Annotated in this window: 22 protein-coding genes and 1 other RNA gene; 10 read left to right on the forward strand and 13 right to left on the reverse strand. The window is 59.4% G+C overall.

Features of this window, described 5'->3' with window-relative positions; all coding sequences use genetic code 11:
• Positions 1-48 precede the first annotated feature (48 nt).
• The 5 genes from Q0903_RS01750 to Q0903_RS01770 form a co-directional block, all read right to left on the reverse strand.
• Positions 49-522, reverse strand: coding sequence for a CAP domain-containing protein (locus Q0903_RS01750; RefSeq protein WP_299412307.1), 474 nt, complete (start codon positions 520-522; stop codon positions 49-51).
• Positions 519-1,898, reverse strand: coding sequence for an 8-oxoguanine deaminase (locus tag Q0903_RS01755; protein WP_299412310.1), 1,380 nt, complete (start codon positions 1,896-1,898; stop codon positions 519-521). Before Q0903_RS01755 ends, Q0903_RS01750 begins: the two co-directional genes overlap by 4 nt.
• Positions 1,891-2,718, reverse strand: coding sequence for an inositol monophosphatase family protein (locus Q0903_RS01760; protein WP_299412313.1), 828 nt, complete (start codon positions 2,716-2,718; stop codon positions 1,891-1,893). The genes Q0903_RS01755 and Q0903_RS01760 overlap by 8 nt, the downstream gene beginning before the upstream one ends.
• 93 nt (positions 2,719-2,811) lie before the next feature.
• Positions 2,812-3,186: a helix-turn-helix transcriptional regulator gene (locus Q0903_RS01765; protein ID WP_299024498.1), complete on the reverse strand. Its 375-nt coding sequence runs from the start codon at positions 3,184-3,186 to the stop codon at positions 2,812-2,814.
• Positions 3,187-3,325: 139 nt separating this feature from the next.
• A complete protein-coding gene (locus tag Q0903_RS01770) occupies positions 3,326-4,177 on the reverse strand; it encodes a LysR family transcriptional regulator (protein ID WP_299024500.1) in 852 nt (283 codons plus the stop codon).
• A gap of 118 nt (positions 4,178-4,295) precedes the next feature.
• Here Q0903_RS01770 and Q0903_RS01775 point away from each other — a divergent pair, with 118 nt between their 5' ends.
• The 3 genes from Q0903_RS01775 (at position 4,296) to Q0903_RS01785 (ending at position 5,773) form a co-directional block, all read left to right on the forward strand.
• On the forward strand, positions 4,296-4,496 hold the full coding sequence (locus Q0903_RS01775; protein WP_299412317.1) for a DUF1127 domain-containing protein: 201 nt from the start codon (positions 4,296-4,298) through the stop codon (positions 4,494-4,496).
• Positions 4,497-4,605: 109 nt separating this feature from the next.
• A complete protein-coding gene (locus Q0903_RS01780; protein WP_299024504.1) occupies positions 4,606-5,382 on the forward strand; it encodes a Bax inhibitor-1/YccA family protein in 777 nt (258 codons plus the stop codon).
• Between the two features lie 82 nt (positions 5,383-5,464).
• Positions 5,465-5,773: a DUF1272 domain-containing protein gene (locus Q0903_RS01785; protein ID WP_299412320.1), complete on the forward strand. Its 309-nt coding sequence runs from the start codon at positions 5,465-5,467 to the stop codon at positions 5,771-5,773.
• Here Q0903_RS01785 and Q0903_RS01790 read toward each other — a convergent pair.
• The 7 genes from Q0903_RS01790 to gatC form a co-directional block, all read right to left on the reverse strand.
• Positions 5,770-5,913 carry a hypothetical protein gene (locus tag Q0903_RS01790; protein ID WP_299024508.1) on the reverse strand — a complete coding sequence of 48 codons (144 nt, stop codon included), beginning with the start codon at positions 5,911-5,913 and terminating at the stop codon, positions 5,770-5,772. The two genes, Q0903_RS01785 and Q0903_RS01790, sit on opposite strands and share 4 nt — an antisense overlap.
• Positions 5,914-6,430: 517 nt before the next feature.
• A complete protein-coding gene (gene rpmG / locus Q0903_RS01795; protein ID WP_013961079.1) occupies positions 6,431-6,598 on the reverse strand; it encodes a 50S ribosomal protein L33 in 168 nt (55 codons plus the stop codon).
• Positions 6,599-6,780: 182 nt separating this feature from the next.
• Positions 6,781-7,199, reverse strand: an RNA gene (gene rnpB, locus Q0903_RS01800) — RNase P RNA component class A.
• Positions 7,200-7,234: 35 nt separating this feature from the next.
• Positions 7,235-7,897, reverse strand: coding sequence for an N-acetylmuramoyl-L-alanine amidase (locus tag Q0903_RS01805; protein WP_299412324.1), 663 nt, complete (start codon positions 7,895-7,897; stop codon positions 7,235-7,237).
• Positions 7,898-7,907: 10 nt separating this feature from the next.
• Entirely contained in the window at positions 7,908-8,651 is a 744-nt protein-coding gene (locus Q0903_RS01810; RefSeq protein ID WP_366141467.1) for a hypothetical protein, read from the reverse strand.
• Positions 8,652-8,689: 38 nt separating this feature from the next.
• The gene (gene gatA / locus Q0903_RS01815; protein WP_299412327.1) at positions 8,690-10,180 is read right to left on the reverse strand and encodes an Asp-tRNA(Asn)/Glu-tRNA(Gln) amidotransferase subunit GatA; all 1,491 of its coding nucleotides are present in this window, start codon (positions 10,178-10,180) and stop codon (positions 8,690-8,692) included.
• A gap of 83 nt (positions 10,181-10,263) precedes the next feature.
• Positions 10,264-10,551: an Asp-tRNA(Asn)/Glu-tRNA(Gln) amidotransferase subunit GatC gene (gene gatC, locus Q0903_RS01820; protein ID WP_299024529.1), complete on the reverse strand. Its 288-nt coding sequence runs from the start codon at positions 10,549-10,551 to the stop codon at positions 10,264-10,266.
• Positions 10,552-10,714: 163 nt separating this feature from the next.
• Between gatC and Q0903_RS01825 the strand changes: the two genes are divergently transcribed.
• Positions 10,715-11,413 (forward strand): metal-dependent hydrolase, encoded by a 699-nt coding sequence (locus Q0903_RS01825; RefSeq protein WP_299024531.1) that lies wholly within the window; start codon positions 10,715-10,717, stop codon positions 11,411-11,413.
• Here the strand turns inward: Q0903_RS01825 and Q0903_RS01830 are convergent.
• Entirely contained in the window at positions 11,410-11,874 is a 465-nt protein-coding gene (locus Q0903_RS01830) for a nucleoside deaminase (RefSeq protein ID WP_299412331.1), read from the reverse strand. The genes Q0903_RS01825 and Q0903_RS01830 overlap by 4 nt on opposite strands.
• A 63-nt stretch (positions 11,875-11,937) precedes the next feature.
• Here Q0903_RS01830 and Q0903_RS01835 point away from each other — a divergent pair, with 63 nt between their 5' ends.
• The 6 genes from Q0903_RS01835 to Q0903_RS01860 all read left to right on the forward strand — a co-directional run bounded on the left by Q0903_RS01835 (position 11,938) and on the right by Q0903_RS01860 (position 18,027).
• The gene (locus Q0903_RS01835; RefSeq protein WP_299412333.1) at positions 11,938-12,999 is read left to right on the forward strand and encodes a pseudouridine synthase; all 1,062 of its coding nucleotides are present in this window, start codon (positions 11,938-11,940) and stop codon (positions 12,997-12,999) included.
• A 321-nt stretch (positions 13,000-13,320) separates the two neighbouring features.
• Positions 13,321-14,151 carry a tellurium resistance protein TerC gene (locus Q0903_RS01840; protein ID WP_299024537.1) on the forward strand — a complete coding sequence of 277 codons (831 nt, stop codon included), beginning with the start codon at positions 13,321-13,323 and terminating at the stop codon, positions 14,149-14,151.
• A 159-nt stretch (positions 14,152-14,310) separates the two neighbouring features.
• Positions 14,311-15,201 (forward strand): 5-bromo-4-chloroindolyl phosphate hydrolysis family protein, encoded by an 891-nt coding sequence (locus tag Q0903_RS01845; protein WP_299412336.1) that lies wholly within the window; start codon positions 14,311-14,313, stop codon positions 15,199-15,201.
• Positions 15,202-15,233: 32 nt separating this feature from the next.
• Entirely contained in the window at positions 15,234-16,418 is a 1,185-nt protein-coding gene (locus tag Q0903_RS01850) for a toxic anion resistance protein (RefSeq protein ID WP_299024540.1), read from the forward strand.
• A gap of 2 nt (positions 16,419-16,420) precedes the next feature.
• The gene (locus Q0903_RS01855; protein WP_299412339.1) at positions 16,421-17,386 is read left to right on the forward strand and encodes a DUF2927 domain-containing protein; all 966 of its coding nucleotides are present in this window, start codon (positions 16,421-16,423) and stop codon (positions 17,384-17,386) included.
• Positions 17,383-18,027 carry a hypothetical protein gene (locus Q0903_RS01860; RefSeq protein WP_299412342.1) on the forward strand — a complete coding sequence of 215 codons (645 nt, stop codon included), beginning with the start codon at positions 17,383-17,385 and terminating at the stop codon, positions 18,025-18,027. The genes Q0903_RS01855 and Q0903_RS01860 overlap by 4 nt, the downstream gene beginning before the upstream one ends.
• Positions 18,028-18,122 lie beyond the last annotated feature (95 nt).

Below are 18,122 nucleotides of genomic sequence, written 5' to 3' on the forward strand. Positions count from 1 at the left end.
ACGGCACCCGCCCGCAGGGCGAGGCCGTTCGATCAAGTCAAACTTCGCTCAGCAGCGTTTTGCGGCCAGCACCAGTACCCAATAGTCCCCCGCTTTGGCCAACCCGAAATCAGTGACCTTGCGCTTGGTCATATTGCGGTAATGTGGTGCCGACTTGCGCCAGCTTTCAAACGCGGCATCGCGGCTGCTGTAGCCCTTGGAGATGTTCTCGGCAACAGTGCACCAGCGGTAGCCCGCGCGCTTTACGCGTTTGCCAACTGTAGACCCGTTGCTGCCCTTATGATCAAAAAAACCATTGCTGGCCATATCTTGCGCATGCCCCAACGCAGCAGCATCCAACACAGCGTTGCGGCGCACCGCAGCTTGCCCAGCCGCCGCACGGATCGCATTCAACGTACCGCCTCCAGAGCTGCCCAGAACAGCGGGTGTGTCCGCTTGCGACGTGGACAGAGAGGTCGAATTGCCACCGCTGCAGGCCGCCACGGCAAGGCATAGTGCTATCGATACAAATATCCGTCTCATAGTGTCTCCTTCAGGGTTTGGGCCATCTGGCGCTGCCGCGCCAACAGCGCCGCCATGTCTGTTGTTGTCACCTGGCCATCCTGCACCACAACGCGCCCTTCCACAAAAAGATCCCGCACGGTCGTTGGACCAGCCAAAAGCAGCGCAGCAGGGTCCCATGATCCCGCCGATTGCACGCCCGTGACATCCCAGACCGCAATATCAGCGCGCTTGCCCACCGCCAGACGTCCGCAATCAGGGCGGCCCAGCACATCTGCACCGCCGCGCGTAGCGATCTCTAGCGCCTCGCGCGCGCTCATCGCGTCAGCGCCCAGCGCCACGCGCTGCAACAACATCGCCTGTCGCGCCTCGGAAACCAGATTGCCTGCGTCGTTGCTGGCAGAGCCGTCAACCCCCAGCCCAACCTTGACTCCCGCATCGCGCATCCCCCTCAGCGGTGCGATACCACTGCCAAGGCGACAGTTTGAGCAGGGGCAATGCGCCACGCCCGTCCCCGTCGCCGCAAACAGCGCGATTTCGGCGGCGTCCAGCTTGACACAGTGGGCATGCCACACATCCGGACCCACCCAGCCCAGCATCTCGGCGTATTCCCCCGGACGACAGCCGAAAGTCTCCAGCGAATAGGCGATATCCTCGTCGTTTTCAGCCAGATGGGTATGCAGCATCACACCCTTGTCCCGCGCCAGCACCGCTGCTTCGCGCATCAGGTCTGTACTGACCGAAAAAGGCGAACATGGCGCGATGCCTACACGGCACATGGACCCTTCTGCAGGGTCGTGAAACGCATCAATCACGCGCACGCAGTCTGTCAGTATCGCCTCTTCCTGCTCCACCAGCGCGTCAGGCGGCAAGCCACCCGCGCTCTCTCCTATGCTCATTGCGCCGCGCGTGGGATGAAACCGCAACCCGATCTCGCGTGCTGCATGGATTGTATCTTCCAACCGCGACCCGTTGGGATACAGATACAGATGGTCCGAGCTGAGCGTGCAGCCCGACAGCGCCAGCTCTGCCAGCCCGACCTGCGCCGAAACAAACATGTGGTCTGGCGTAAACCGCTGCCAGATCGGATAGAGCGTGCGCAGCCAACCAAACAGCAACGCATCCTGCCCGCCGGGCACAGCGCGGGTCAGGCTCTGGTACAAATGGTGGTGCGTGTTGACCAGCCCGGGTGTAAGCACACAACCCGCCACCTCATGCACAACACAGCCCTCGGGGGCGTACAGGTCCATCCCGATGGCTGCAATGACGCCACCGCGCAGCAAGATATCCGCCCCGACCAGCTCACGCCTTGTATCGTCCATTGTCAGAATAGTATGCGCACCGCGCAATAGCACCACATCACCTTGCCGGTCTTTGGCCTGCACCATATCAGCCATCCAGCACGCCTGCGTTTTTGAGGATCTCCAAAGCCTCTGCATGAATTTGCGGATTTGCTGCTGCAATCGCTCGCCCACCATTATGCGCAGGGCCGCCGTGCCAGTCGGTCACAACCCCCCCCGCCGCCTCGACCAGCGCCAATGGGCCTTGGATATCATAAGCGTTCAGCCCCGCCTCGATCACCAGATCAACCTGACCTGACGCAACCAAAGCATAGGCATAGCAGTCCATCCCGTAGCGCGTTAACAGCGCACGTTCGGAAACCGCGTGAAAGGCAGCCTCCTCTTGCGCACTGCCTACTTCGGGAAAGGTCGTAAAAATAATCGCTTCTGATAAAGGTCGCGGCGGTCTGGTGGTGATCGGTACGCTGCGTTCCGCACGGATCAGGCTTGCACCATGCGGGGTGCCAATAAATCGCTCGCCAATATAGGGCTGGTCGATGATGCCCAAAAACGGCCCCGCCTGCCCGCCCACGGCTATCAGCACACCCCAAGTCGGCGTGCCCGATACAAATCCACGCGTGCCATCAATCGGGTCCAGAACCCACGTAAGGCCACTCGTGCCCGCCTGACTGCCCATTTCCTCGCCAAAAATCGCATCTTGCGGACGGTTGCGCGCCAGCACCTCGCGCATCGCAGCCTCCCCTGCACGGTCTGCGACCGTGACAGGGTCATATCCCCCCGCCAACTTATTATCCGTACTCAGATCAGTGCTTCGGAAATACGGCAGAATCGCATCGCGGGCGGCATCTGCCATCAGATGGGCCACGCGGGTCAGCTCTGAGATCAGAGCATCGGTTACTTGGGGATCGCTGTTCATCACTCAGTCGTCTCACTCTGTCGCGCGACACGCAAGTCCACTGAGTAGAAAAGTCAGAGCAGCGAGGTTATAAACCGCGCATACACAGCAAGGTCATGCCGCATCGCGCAACACCCGCGCCAGATCAAAAAGGCGCCGGCGTTCTGGCGCCGGAATAGCATAGTAAGAGCGGATCAGATCCATCGCCTCTTTGTCCTCCAGAACAGTCTCTGGCAGCTGTTCGGGGATATCCAAGAAGGTTGGAACCTCTGGCTTCAAGCCCGCAAAGAACGACGCGACAGAGACATTCAGCGCAAGCGAGATATCCCAAAGGCGCGAGGCACTTACACGGTTCGTCCCCGCCTCGTATTTCTGGATTTGCTGAAATTTTATACCAACGATCTGGGCGAGTTGTTGTTGGGTCATCCCGACCAACCATCGACGCTGCCTAATCATTTTGCCAACATGGAGATCTACTAAATGGGTCATAAAAATATCTGTGCTTAACAAACCGGCACGATATGCGTGTCAGCGCGCCCACCCTACGCCAAAGAACAGCTTGAGACTAGGTTTTCTTTTATAACCAGTTGTTTAGGTTAAAAAATGTGAACGCATGCCCGAAACTGCATTATTTTTTGGCGATTTTTGCCGCCAGTAGCGATACCAACTGTGCCAAGGGCTCAGCCAGTTTTCCCTCTGCCTGATAAAGATTGATCAACTGGACCGGCAATTCGGGCAAAGCACCCCCATGCTTGATTCGCGCCAACTGCTGCGGCTCTGTCCCCTCAATCGCAGTGTGAACGGCCAGATCGGCGCTGACCGTGGCGTGAATCGCACTGTCGTTGTCTGTCTCGACCAGCATCTGCCACTGGATATCCGCCGCATCCAGCGCGGCGACCACCAGCGGACGAAAAGTGCAAAGCCGGCCATATGCGATGTTCAGCGGCCGCTGGCGCCATGCTGCGCCACCAGGTGCACCGATCCAGTGCAGCGGGCGGGTGGACAACGTAATCCCGCCGGGCCCCAGCTCTGTTTCCGTCGTCAGGATCACGTCACATTCGCCCTTTGCGAACATGTCTTTCAACACACGAGTATGCGAGGACTCCAACATGATACGGATCGCGGGATACATCGCGTTAAACTGTTTCAATACTTGGGGAATCGCGGGGTAAACGATATCGTGAGGCACCCCCAGACGCAGCGTGCCTGCTGGCGCATCTGCCGTCAGCCGCATCACCGCCTCATCATTCATGGCTACCATCCGGCGCGCATAGGTCAGCAACTGATCCCCACCTGCGGTGAATGTCACCCCCCGCCCGCTGCGATCCAGCAACTGCACGTCAAGCACCTCCTCCAACCGCTTCAACTGCATAGACACCGCTGATTGCGTCAGGTTCAGAAAGCCCGCTGCCCGCGTGACGCCGCCTGCATCCGCGACAGCTACCAAAGCGCGCAAGGTCGCAAGATCAAGATTCCTCATACATCACCAATCAAAATACATTACATCAATAACATTCATTTTCATGATATGTCTAAATCTGCGATACATCAACTTGCGAAATGAATTTCACACAATCATCACAGAAATGGAACAGACAATGCGTATCGCCCTCCCCCTCATCGCCTCTACATCCAGAAACCGCCGCACTTTGCGCGAAACTGTGACGCTTTGGCGCAGCAGACGCGCCCTCGCCGCTCTAAGCGCCGAACAGCTTGACGATATTGGCATTTCCCGCGCAGACGCCTCAGCAGAAGCACGCAGACCCGTCTGGGACGCCCCCGCATCGTGGAAGTGTTGACCACAGCTAAAAACCTGATCGAAAAACCTTGAATTAGCGGCAAGCCCACCCGATATTACGGGCATACCCCGCGTAAACATTTGCGCGGGCCAGCTTGAGGGAGTTTTACATGGCAGACGTGAATACAATCCGGACCAGTGCCGGAAGCCGCACAGCCGCGATTGATGAAGGCCTGCGCGCACACATGAGCAAAGTCTACGGCACAATGTCCGTAGGCATGCTGATTACATTCGCCGCCGCTTGGGCCATATCAGGTCTTGCGGTTACATCCGATCCATCGGCAGGCGTCGCCCAAATGCGCGAAGGCCAGTACCTGACAGACATCGGCTATGCGCTTTATGCGTCACCGCTCAAATGGGTGATCATGTTTGCACCCTTGGCCTTTGTCTTCGGTCTGAGTGCCGCGATCAACAAGATGTCCGCGGCAACGGCCCAGACGCTCTTTTATGTGTTTGCCTTTGTCATGGGTCTGTCCATCAGCTCCATCTTCCTTGTGTTCACAGGCGCGTCGATCGTTCAGGTCTTTCTGATCACATCCATCGCCTTCGCAGGGCTGTCTCTGTACGGCTACACAACGAAAAAAGACATCTCCGGCTGGGGTACGTTCCTGATCATGGGCGTAATTGGCCTGATCGTGGCATCGGTTGTTAACATCTTCCTCGCCAGTTCGGCGCTGACCTTCGCAATTTCTGCGATCGGGGTGCTGATCTTTGCGGGTCTGACAGCCTATGACACACAGCGCATCAAGACAGACTATATCGCCCACGCACAGCACGGCGACGCAGACTGGCTGGGCAAAGCGGCCATCATGGGCGCGCTGAGCCTGTACTTGAACTTCATCAACATGTTCATGATGCTGCTGCAGCTCTTCGGCAACCGCGAGTAATCGCTTTCACCGGTAGAATTGATCAAGCCGCTCCTTCGGGGGCGGCTTTTTTGTGCCTATTCAGCAGACGACAGGAAACCAGATGCTCGAACTCCGCCCCAACTGTGAAATGTGTGACTGTGACCTGCCCGCTAACAGCACACAGGCCCGCATATGCAGCTATGAGTGTACCTTCTGCGCAGATTGCGTGGACACGGTCCTGCGCGATGTCTGCCCCAACTGTGGCGGCGGTTTTGTGCCGCGCCCAGTGCGCCCCGCAACCGCGCACCGCGACGGCACAGGCCTGCGCCACCATCCCGCAGGTACCAAACGCCGTAATCTGAAATGGACCACCGCAGATATCACCGCCTTTGTCGCAAAGCGACGCCATCTCCCCCCAACGGAGCGTTAGTCCGCCTGATACGTCCGCTGAAAGGCCCGCACTGCGCGGCAATTGGTCAGATGGTGCACATCAGGATCATCACTGGCGGGTGCACGGTAGGCGGCCAGCTGTGCAGGCCCGTCCAGATGGTCGCCCCATATCGATTTCAAAAACAAAGCTGTATTTTTTCAAATCACCGGACACAACCCGCAAGCCTTTCCTTATGTGTCCTCCCACGCTGGCGGATCGTTCTTTTCATCGCCCGCCAGAAGCGTAAAGACACCGGAAAACCCAACCGGATCAAGATATCAGCACGGTTGATGCGGTTGGGGAATGTGGCAGCGATTGTCCCGTCAATGACCCATCGCTCCTGCGCACTGACCGCTGCCACAATCCCCGGCTTCTCGGCCTCCAGTCGTCGCGTCCAATCCCGCGTCCAGAACACCCGATCCGGATGATAGACGCAAAGACCTATGCGCTCCCCAGCCCCCGCACCAACCTGAATTTGCCCGATCCTGCATCCCCGGCAATCATCACACGCCGCACGCCAGCCCCTCCGAATTCTTTATTTTTCCCTTAAACTCAATCCCACCCTATCCACAGGCACGGACAGGTCAGAACATGCATTCCAAACGCAAAAAGCCGCGCAATGATGCGCGGCTTTCAAAGCGTCGAGGGACAGCGATCTTACTTGATCTTGCCTTCTTTGTATTCCACGTGCTTGCGCGCAACGGGGTCATATTTCCGGATGACCATCTTCTCGGTCATGGTGCGCGCGTTCTTTTTGGTGACGTAGAAGTGGCCTGTGCCCGCGGACGAGTTCAGACGGATCTTGATCGTGGTTGGCTTAGCCATTTGATATTCTCCTGTGCGGCGCGGCAGACCCATTGATCTGTGCGCATAATCTCTAGGCTTCGGCTTCTACCCTCGCCAGCACCCGAGTCAACCCCGTATCGCTCCTCAGGAGCCACAGGAGACGGAAAATTCGAATTTTCCGCAGCGGAATTTTCGAAAATTCCGGTCAGCCAATAAAACCTATGCGCGGAAGGCCTATAAGCCGGATTCTGTCCCGAAGGTTGCCCCTCATGGATGACCATTCCTCTGACCACGCCGTTACCGACGCAGCTACAGCCGCCAACCCGGACCTGCTGGAGCAAAAGAAGCTCCGCCGCCTTGCCCCGAAAGGCACAGACAGCACGCGGTCCCTATTTGGCGTTGCTCCCGGTGGGGCTTGCCATGCCGCCGCTGTTGCCAGCCGCGCGGTGGGCTCTTACCCCACCGTTTCACCCTTACCTGCCGACACTCCAAAGCAAGCAATGGAACGACAGGCGGTTTATTTTCTGTGGCGCTTTCCGTCGGGTTGCCCCGCCCGGGCGTTACCCGGCACCGTTTCTTTTTGGAGTCCGGACTTTCCTCCCCGTCGGTTGCCCAACAAAGCGGCCATCCAGCCTTCCGCGCAAGGGTGCGCCTATCCTGCCGATAGCACGAAGGTCAAGTCCACATCGCGGTGTGTCCAAGCGGCGTGTAGTCATCCGCACACAATGGCCCCTGCGCAGAAGGCCGGTACCGCAGGCGTACTGCTGCAAGCAATGCTGCATCGTCCGTTGGCGCCGTGTACCCCGCGTTACGCGCCACGGATCTGAAGCTGTCAAAATCAGGGGATTGAGGACCAGCATCACACCCCGCCAAGCCTGCCAGCCCCTGACGCGCCAAGCGCGCCCAATCAAAATACGGACCGGGGTCAGACTTGCGGCCGGGGGCCATGTCGGAATGTCCAATCACCCCTTGAGGCGCAATTCGCCACCGCGCCATGATTCCCTGCAAAAGCAGTTCAAGCGCATCCATCTGTGGGGCAGAAAACGGGTGGTTGCCGCGGTTATCAAGCTCGATCCCGATTGAGCGTGAATTGATATCATCAAGCCCGCACCATTCTCCCGCGCCCGCGTGCCACGCGCGCGCATCTTCCTCCACCATCTGGGTAACGCGGCCTTGCGCGTCTATCAGATAATGGGCCGAGACTTCGGCAGCAGGGTCGCACAAGCGGTCCAGAGCCGCTTCAGCACTCTCCATAGCGGTGTAGTGAATGACAATCAGGGACGGCAGCAAGCCATCCCTGCGCGGGCCGCAGTTTGGCGAGGGACGCCACAGCACCACGCGGCGCGCCTTAGCCGCCCGTAGTGCGGTAGACTGCCGGATCCCACATGCATGCGTAGCCGTCACCGTCGGGGTCCATGCCCTTGCGGTCACGCTGCGGCCCACCCGCTGCAAGAAAATCGGCCTGCGCCTGATCCATGAAGCGATAGTTGCCACAACTGCGACGATAGCGGTTTTTGGCGTTAAACTTGCTACGCTTATACAGCTTGGTGCCAACAGGATGGGTCGTGGACAAGGCATAGGCCACGATATTGGGGCCTGTCTCGGTCCGCTCGGGCAGTGCCTGCGGCTGGATCACCTGATACTGCGCACGGTTGGCCGCGATCCGCGCCGCATCGCTTTCAATGCTGCGCTGGTTTGATACCGCATCAAAGTTGTTTTCCTGACTAATCCCCGTGGCGCTGTTAATCACAGCAGGTGCGGGGTTGGACGGGCTCGCCTCGAGCGGGGGCACACCAGAGTTATTGGCCGCTGCCGCAAGCCGCTCTGCATCCGCTGTGGGGCTGGTCTGCGCCAGAATAGCGGTAGTTTGCGCTGCTGTATCCGCGGCGGATCCCGCAGGTGGCAAGGGCTGTGCGTTGACAGCGGGCGCAGCAGGTACATTGCCCGTCAGGACGGCATCACGATTGGCGCGCTGCGCATCGAACGTCTGGTCGAACCCTACGCCAAACCGGCTGTCTTCAGGGGCTGCGGGCTGACACGCCGCAACAGCGGCAAGGGCGCACGCGCCCAGCACAAATCGAACACTCATCATCTCAAAAGCCTGCATTATTCATTACGCGTTGGGGGCGTTTACCACCATTTGTCCGGTTTGGCTACAAAACCCGCGCTCCGCTCCAGCGCATAGGCGGAAGATAGCAGATCGCCCTCTTCCCACGGGCGCCCGATCAGCTGAAGACCCAGCGGCAGTCCCTGCGCATCCGTGCCGGTCGGCACCGCGATCCCTGGCAGGCCAGCAAGGTTTACTGTCACGGTGAATACATCGTTGAGATACATCTGGATCGGGTCCGCATCTGTCATCTCGCCCAGACCAAAGGCCGCCGATGGGGTCGCAGGGGTCAGGATACAATCGATCCCTGCTGCGAACACATCGTCAAAGTCTTTCTTGATCAACGTACGCACACGGCGGGCGCGATTGTAATATGCATCATAAAAGCCCGCTGACAGCACATAGGTTCCGACCATAACGCGGCGCTGCACCTCTGGCCCGAACCCTTCGGCTCGGGTTTTCTCGTACATTTCGGTGATGCCATCGCCTGCGTCCAGTTTGGCGCGGTGACCATAACGCACTCCGTCATAACGTGCGAGGTTCGATGACGCCTCCGCAGGGGCGATCACGTAATAAGCGGGCAAGGCGTATTTGGTATGCGGCAGCGAGATATCGACAATCTCGGCACCTGCGTCCTTGAGCATGGCTGTGCCCTCTTCCCACAGCTTTTCAATCTCGGCAGGCATCCCGTCCATGCGGTACTCGCGCGGAATACCGATTTTCTTGCCGCGCATGTCACCCGTCAGTGCCGCCTCGAAATCCGGCACAGCCAGATTGGCCGATGTGCTGTCCTTGGCGTCATAGCTGCTCATCGCGCCCAGCATAATCGCCGCGTCGCGCACGGATTTGGTCATCGGTCCCGCTTGGTCGAGGCTGGAGGCAAAGGCCACCACCCCCCAGCGCGAACAACGGCCATAGGTCGGTTTGATCCCCACAATACCCGTCAGCACCGCAGGTTGGCGGATCGAGCCGCCCGTATCCGTCCCTGTCGCCGCCAGACACAGATCAGCCGCCACCGCAGCCGCGGACCCACCCGACGAGCCGCCGGGCGTCAGAGGTGCGTCATCCCCCGCGCGACGCCACGGGTTGACCGCATTGCCGTAGACAGAAGTCTCGTTTGACGACCCCATGGCAAATTCGTCCATGTTCAGCTTGCCCAGCATCACAGCACCCGCATCCGCAAGGTTCTGGCTGACAGTAGATTCGTATTCGGGCTTGAACCCTTCGAGAATCCGCGAGGCTGCCTGTGTCGGCACACCCTTGGTGGCAAAAAGGTCTTTGATCCCGATGGGCAAGCCGCACATGGCGGGTGCCTCTTCGCTGCCTTTCAGGCGCTCATCGGCCTTGCCTGCCCGCTCCATCGCCAGTTCGGGCGTGTGGTGGACAAAAGCGTTGAGCGCCCCTGCACCCTCGATCGCCGTCAGGCAAGCCTCGGTCAATTCCTTGGAGGTCGTCTCGCCTTTGCGCAGCGCATCGCGGGCTTCTGCCAGACCCAGTTTGTTCAGATCAGTCATGTCAAAATCTCTCCGATTTTTAGGGCGGGCAGTGCCCGTCTATGGCCGAAACTACCCGTCACGGGCAATCTCAAGGCCGCTGTTTATTCAACCACCTTGGGTACTGCGAAAAATCCCTCACGCGCGTCGGGCGCGTTTTTCAAAATCGCCTCCTGCTGGTCACCATCCGCCACCACATCCGCGCGGCGGATCAGGTTTTGCGGGGTCACAGAGGTCATCGGCTCCACGCCTTCAATGTCCACTTCGCCCAGTTGCTCGATGAACCCGAGGATCGTGTTGAATTCGGCTGCCAGTGCGGGCAACGCTTCGGGTTCAACTTTGATACGGGCCAGTTTTGCCACCCGCGCGGCTGTGCTTTCATCAATAGACATGACTGTTCCTCATCTGCTTATCCGTCCTCTACCGCCCCCGCGCGATGCAAGCAAGCCATCGGCAGCAGCGCAGCGCCCACCAACGCGCAAAACTTGGCCCCCGCTCTCGCTATCCGGGGCATTGACGCTAAACTACGCACAAACAACCAGCAGGAGAAATCGCATGAACATCATTTGGCTAGGCCACGGCTCGTTCCGTATCGAGATCGAAGATCAGGTTGTTCTGGTAGACCCGTGGCTGAACGGAAACCCCATGCTGCCCGAAGACCAGCACGCAGCCGCAACCAAGGGCGCCACGCATATTCTGGTCACACACGGCCATTTTGACCACATCGCAGATGTAGTTGAAATTTCCAAAAGCACTGGAGCGCCGGTATCGGGCATGTACGAACTGGCCCTGCACCTGCACGGCGAAGGCGCTGTAGAGGGCAATGCCTTTAACATGGGCGGGACAATATCTATCGGCGACAAAGTGCGGGCCAGCATGGTACCTGCCTCCCACTCCTCTGCGGCAGAAGTAGACGGCGTGCGGCGGTATATGGGCAACGAATCCGGTTTCGTGCTCAAAGGCGAGGGCCGCACGATCTATATCAGCGGCGATACGGGACTGATGGCCGATATGACGTGGATCGGGGATTACCATAAGCCCGATATCGGCATCCTGTCGGCAGGAGGGCATTTTACGATGGATATGGACATGGCCGCCTACGCCGCGCGCACCTATTTTGATTTCAAAGTGGTCATCCCCTGCCACTACCGCACCTTCGACGCGCTGGAGCAATCAGCCCAAGCCCTCGTAAATGGTGTACTTCCCGGCACCTCGGTAATCGAGCCTGAGGTGATGCAGCCAATCTCGCTCTAGCGCGTCGCAGCGTCGCGGCGGGCTGAAAAGAACTCTGTCAGCAGTGCTGCGGCCTCGCGTTCGGCAATGCCGTCAAACACTTCGGGCGCGTGGTGGCATTGCGGATGCGCAAACACCCGCGCCCCCTGCGCCACACCACCCGATTTCGGGTCCGCCGCGCCGTAATAGAGCCGCCCGATACGCGCTGCCGAAATAGCGCCCGCACACATCGCACAAGGCTCCAGCGTGACGTAGAGCGCGCAACCCGACAGCCGCTCCGCTCCGAGATGCGCACAGGCTCCGCGAATGGCCAGCACCTCTGCATGGGCAGTTGGATCATTGTCCGCCCGCGTGCGATTGCCACCGCTGCCGATCACCTCGCCATGCGGTGACACCACCACAGCGCCCACAGGCACTTCGCCCCGCGCCGCAGCCTTGCGGGCCTCCTCCAGCGCCAATTCCATAAACGATCTAAATGCCATGCCCCTAGATGCGGGCAAAACGCGTCCTTTCGCAAGTGGAACGCTTGCGCTATGGCATGACACATGACTAATACACCTCCCTCCTCCGCCGCGCCTAAGGGCGATCGAATCGCCAAAACCCTCAGCCGTGCAGGTGTCGCCAGCAGGCGAGAGGCAGAGCGGATGATCGAGGCAGGCCGCGTGTCGGTGAACGGCGCGGTCATCACTTCGCCCGCGCTCAACGTTACGTCCGCCGACCGTATCACTGTTGATGGCAAGCCCGTAGGCCAGCCAGAACCAGCGCGCCTTTGGCTCTATCACAAGCCAACAGGCCTGGTCACAACCGACAGCGACGAAAAAGGCCGCGAGACGATATATGACGCGCTGCCAGATGACATGCCCCGCGTGATGAGCGTGGGACGGCTTGATCTCAACTCCGAAGGTTTGCTGCTGCTCACCAACGATGGCGGTATCAAACGGATGCTAGAGCTGCCTTCAACAGGCTGGCTGCGCCGGTACCGCGTGCGCGTGAACGGGCGACCGACAGACGAAGATCTGGAGCCTTTGCGCAAGGGCATCATCGCCGAGGGCGAGCCGTTTCAGCCGATGGACGTGGTCCTCGACCGCCAGAAAGGCGCGAACGCGTGGCTGACAGTAGGTCTGCGTGAAGGCAAAAACCGCGAAATCCGCCGCGCGATGGACGAGATAGGCCTGAGCGTAAACCGCTTGATCCGCGTCAGCTATGGCCCGTTCCAGCTGGGTGATCTGAAACCGGGCGCGGTCGAGGAAGTACGCCGCAAGGTGCTGCGCGACCAGCTCGGCCCCGATGCAGAAGACCTGCTGGGCGCTGCTCCTGCGGCCCCTACGGAAGTCAAACGCAGCTTCAAACGGCGCACTGTGCAAAAAAAGGGCGAATTCGGCGGCCGCGGCCAGCCTGGCTTCCCCAAAGCGCCAGAAGAAATGGCGCCACCACACTCCAAGCGCGCCAAATCATTCAAAGCGTCCCGCCCCGACAAAGCCACCCGTGAGAAAAACGCACGTGACGCAGCCCGCGCCGAGGGTGGCCCTGCAAAGCCCCGCGTGTTCAAAAGCGCGGCCGCCAAAGCGCGCCCACCCTCTGGGGGCAAACCAACCCGCCGCCGTTAACGTCCAAAAACGGGCCTGCGCCTGCTAAACATAGACAAATGCTCCGAACAGCAGCGCAAGGCATCCTGCCCAAAACAGCAACCATAGCTTGGCACGGCGCTTTGCCTTGTTGGATTTCGTCGCAGCAGGCTTGGGCTTGTCTCTCAGATGACGTTGTTGCAATTCTTGGCCTCTTCGTTCTCACGTGTTTTTCGAAACCTAATAAGAACGCTGCGTCATTCGGCAGGGTCAAATATTCCCCGCTTTCCCCCTGCAGCTCAATTCACATTACAGACAAGCTGCGCTAAGCCGTTCGCACAACAATAACCAGGAAACTCTCCAATGGCCGATCTGCTGACAATCGAAAATCTGGGCAACCTCATCATGCTGTGTTTTTTGCAGGCGGTGCTGGGGTTCGACAATCTGCTCTATATCTCTATCGAGAGCCAGCGCGCGCCCGTGGCCCAACAGGCGGCTGTGCGTAAATGGGGTATCATCCTTGCGGTGGCCCTGCGGGTGATCTTGTTGTTTGTTATGATCCGCGCCATTGATGCCATGGCCGAGCCGTTCTTTATCATGAACTGGGAAGGCGTGATCACAGGCGGCGTGAACTTTGCCACACTGGTGTTCATCATCGGTGGTGCATTCATCATGTACACGGCGGTGAAGGAAATCGGCCACATGCTCTCGGTCGAGCATCTCGGCACCGATATCGAGGGCAAGTCGGGCAAGTCTGCGGCCAAGGTCGTGGGCCTTATCGTGCTGATGAACCTCATCTTCTCGTTTGATTCCGTGCTGTCGGCACTGGCCATTACCGATGTTTTCCCCATCCTTGCCTTTGCGATTATCCTATCGGGCATCGCGATGCTGGTGCTGGCCGAGCGGGTCACGCAGTTTCTGGAAGCCAACCGCATGTATGAGGTTCTGGGCCTGTTTATCTTGTTGATCGTGGGCATCGTTTTGCTGGGCGAAGCGGGCCAGGCCGCAGCACATGCAATGCATGATCCTGATCTGGCGCTGCGCTTCTTCGGCTACGAAGTCATCCCGATGTCCAAAACCACCTTCTATTTCAGCGTCTTGGTCTTGGTCGCAGTTGAGATTATCCAGTCGGGCTATACCCGCAAACTCAACGCAGAGCGCCGCACAGGCCGCCGCGGCGGCACGCAGCACTAGAACTCGGACCGCGCGCTGCTTATGATAGGATGAAAGCGGCGCGGATGCGGCGCAAGTCGGGGGACCCATGGGACCAAAACCATTTCAAAAAGGCGCCTATATTGCGCTGATTGTGCTCTTGTTCGGGGTCAGTTCCGGCTGGCTGGGGGGCCTTTAAACATGGCAAAGCGGTATGGAGGGCGTTTCAGCCCCGACGACAACAGCGATCAGGCGGCGAATACGCCGACGCGTGCACGGCGCGTTGATGTAGATCCCGTAGGTGGCCGCGCCAACGTGTTGTTCATCCCCGCGATCCCCCTTGTCGCAACCAGCTTTTCTGACGGTCCGTTTGCGCTGATGTTCGCCCTGCTGGGGGCCGCATCGCTGACCTTGGCAGCGTGGCTGCTGCGCAGTGGCCTGCGCGCCGAAGCCGCCTATGACGCGCGCAAGGTCGCCCGCCGCCCTGCCCTGCCGCGCAAGATTATTGCGGCGGGTTTCAGCGGCATAGGCACCGCACTGGCCGTGATCGCGCATCTGAACAGCTTTGATATCGTCTCGCCCCTCATCTATGGCCTTGCCGCAGCGGGCCTGCACATCACCGCCTTCGGGCTTGACCCCATGCGCAACAAGGGTATGGACGGCATCGACACCTTCCAACAAGACCGCGTGGCCCGCGTGGTGGACGAGGCCGAAAAACACCTGACCACCATGCGCGAAACCATCGCCCGCGCAGGCGATCGCGCATCCGCCGCCCGTTTGGAAGATTTCAGCGCCACCGCCCGCGATCTTATCCGCACAGTTGAGGAAGACCCGCGCGATCTGACAGCCGCGCGCAAATATCTGGGTGTGTACCTAAAAGGCGCGCGCGACGCGACGGCCAAGTTTGCCGACATCTATTCGCGCACCCGCGACGCCCAAGCCCGCACTGATTATCTGGCCCTTCTCGATGATCTCGAAAAGAATTTTGCCGCCCGTAACCGCAAATCCCTGCTCGAAGACCGCAGTGATCTGACTGTAGAAATCGACGTGCTGCGCGAGCGGCTGTCGCGTGAAGGTGTGCGTCTGGAGTGATCCGCGCCGCGCCGCATTAACAAGGAAATCCAATGTCTGAAAACGTCCGCGAAAAAGCCGCCCAATCCCTCGCCATGGTCGAGGAAGTCACTGCCGTGGTGCTGCCAGAGCCCCAAGACGCCAACGCCGTTGTCACGCTAGAGCAGGCAGATGCCCCCGTCAGTGCCGAAATCCGCGCCCGCATGGACGAGCTGGATATGAACGACACCCAGTCGATCATCAGCTTCGGCTCTGCCGCGCAGGCCGAATTGCAGGAAATCTCGCAAGCAATGCTGCAAGACGTGCGCAACAAGGATGTAGGCCCAGCGGGCGATAGCCTGCGCGGGATCGTGACCACGATCCGCGGCTTTTCCGTATCCGAACTGGACGTGCGGCGCGATCGCAGCTGGTGGGAAAAGCTGATCGGGCGCGCAGCACCATTTGCTAAATTCACCGCCAAGTTCGAAAAGGTCCAAGGCCAGATCGACCGCATCACCGACAACCTGCTGGAGCATGAGCACACCCTGCTCAAAGACATCAAGTCGCTCGACATGCTCTATGAGAAAACCCTGCAATTCTACGACGAACTGGCGCTGTATATCGCCGCTGGCGAGGCCAAGATCGCCGATCTGGACGCAACCACGATCCCTGCCAAAGAGGCTGAGGTGAACGCGGCCCCCGAAGAAGATCAGGTGATGAAGGCGCAAGAGCTTCGTGATCTGCGCGCCGCGCGCGATGATCTGGAACGCCGCGTGCACGATCTCAAACTCACCCGTCAGGTAACGATGCAATCGCTGCCTTCCATCCGTCTGGTGCAGGAAAACGATAAATCACTGGTAACCAAGATCAACTCGACCCTCGTCAACACCGTGCCCCTGTGGGAAACACAGCTGGCTCAGGCGGTCACCATCCAACGCTCCTTCGAGGCGGCCAAAGCCGTGCGCGAAGCCAATGACCTGACCAACGAACTGCTGACCTCCAACGCGAAAAACCTGCGCGAAAGCAACAAGGTGATCCGCGAAGAGATGGAGCGCGGCGTCTTTGACATCGAAGCGGTCAAAGCAGCCAACGCCGATCTGATCGGCACAATCGAGGAAAGCCTCCAGATCGCTGATGCGGGCAAGGCAAAACGCGCCGCCGCCGAAAAAGATCTCAAGGATATGGAAGCAAAGCTGCGCGACACATTGGCATCCGCCAAGGCCACCAAGACGGGTCTGGGCGATACGGTCAATACCTGAGCATGACGCGGATGCGCACCATACGGGCGGCAGGGCTGGGGCTGATTGCTCTGGGCTTTGCCGCCTGCACCGCCCCTAATGCGGTTATAGATCCGGTGCTCAAACCAGTGGCACGCCCTGCAGCGGCCAAACCCGTGGCCGCCCCGCCCAAAGTGGCGCGCCCCACATCCGAAGCCAGCGCACAACTGCGCAGCTATCTCAATCAGGTTCAGGGCGCACAACTAAGCCAAGGCCTGCTGCGCCGTGACGGTGGCGGAGCAGACACGCCGTTCACCAACACGATGCTGGCGCGCAATTTCGAACAGATCGCTTTTTACAACGAATATAACGGGGACTTCTCTGGTCGTGGCGGCGCAAGCCCGCTGCGCAGATGGGCCACCCCCGTCCGCATGGACGTGATTTTTGGCGAAGGTGTCCCGCCCTCACAGCAATCCAGCGATGCAGCTAATATCCGCAGCTATGCCGCACGACTGTCCCGCGTCACCGGCCACCCTGTCAGCATGGGCAGATCGGCGAATTTCATCGTGATTGTTGCAGGCGAGGATGACCGCGGCGAGGCGCTTGCCGCCGCTGCTGCCCGCGTGCCAGGTATTACGGCTGCCAGCCTTGCACCGCTGGCCAATATGCCCCGCGACACCTACTGCGTGGTCGCGGCCTATGCCGCGGGGGCCAATGCCAATACCTATACCGCCGCTGTCGCCGTGATCCGCGCTGAAAACCCCTCCCTGTTGCGCCTGTCATGCATTCACGAAGAGCTCGCACAAGGTATGGGGCTAGCCAATGATAGCCCTGCCGCACGCCCCTCCATCTTTAATGATGATGATGAATTCGCGCTGCTGACACGCCATGACGAGCTGCTATTGCAAATGCTCTATGATCCCCGCTTGCGCACGGGAATGAGCGCGGATCAAGCGCGCCCCACCGTCCGCCAGATCGCGTCAGAGCTGACGACCGGCGGGCCTGTATGAAGATCACACAAAAGCTCGTCGGGCTACTCACCGCTTTCATGCCAGTCGCAGCAAACGCAGGGCCGTCAACGGCAGATTTCATGCTTTCGCGCGCGCCCTCGGGCAGCACCTTGTCGCAGACATTTGACTGGACACCCGACGGCACCGAAATCCAAATTGTTGATCCTGTTGTATTTCCCGAAAGTTTCGACAGCGAATGGGTCAAAATTCCCAACGGGCCAGCGCAGGTCCAGATGCTGATGTCTGGCCCGCCCAACCAAGCGCCTTTGGCCGCATTTGTCACATTCTCTCGGAATACGCCCGTCTGCCATAGGTCTGGTGGTCTGTTTGGCGTCGATGGCGGCATGGGCGCGTTTACAACGTCCAAAACCCAAGAAAGCATCAAGGCATATCTCGCCACGCTCCCCGAAGGATGGAGCCTGTACGACGGGCTATTGGCAGATCAAAGCGATGATGGTCGCAACGACCTGACCTTGTTCAAATTACCGGACGGTGTCGTGTTCCCCGGCTTTTTCACAGGCGGTGACGGTGGTTTTTCCGTCTCGGCCCTGTTTGACGGTGCTGGCGATATGGTCTCTTTGACCGTTGACTTCAGCCGCACGGCGACATCCCCCCTCATCCCGCCAGCGTGTGAGGGCTGACAGTCTTGCAGGTTGACCGCTCATGCGCCCAACCAGCTGTTTCTTGATAACCAGCCGCGCGGCGATTAGGTTAATCGCCAAACAACCCTAAAGGA

It is taken from the genome of uncultured Sulfitobacter sp., from assembly GCF_947502895.1.
In the GTDB taxonomy this organism is placed as follows: Bacteria; Pseudomonadota; Alphaproteobacteria; order Rhodobacterales; family Rhodobacteraceae; genus Sulfitobacter.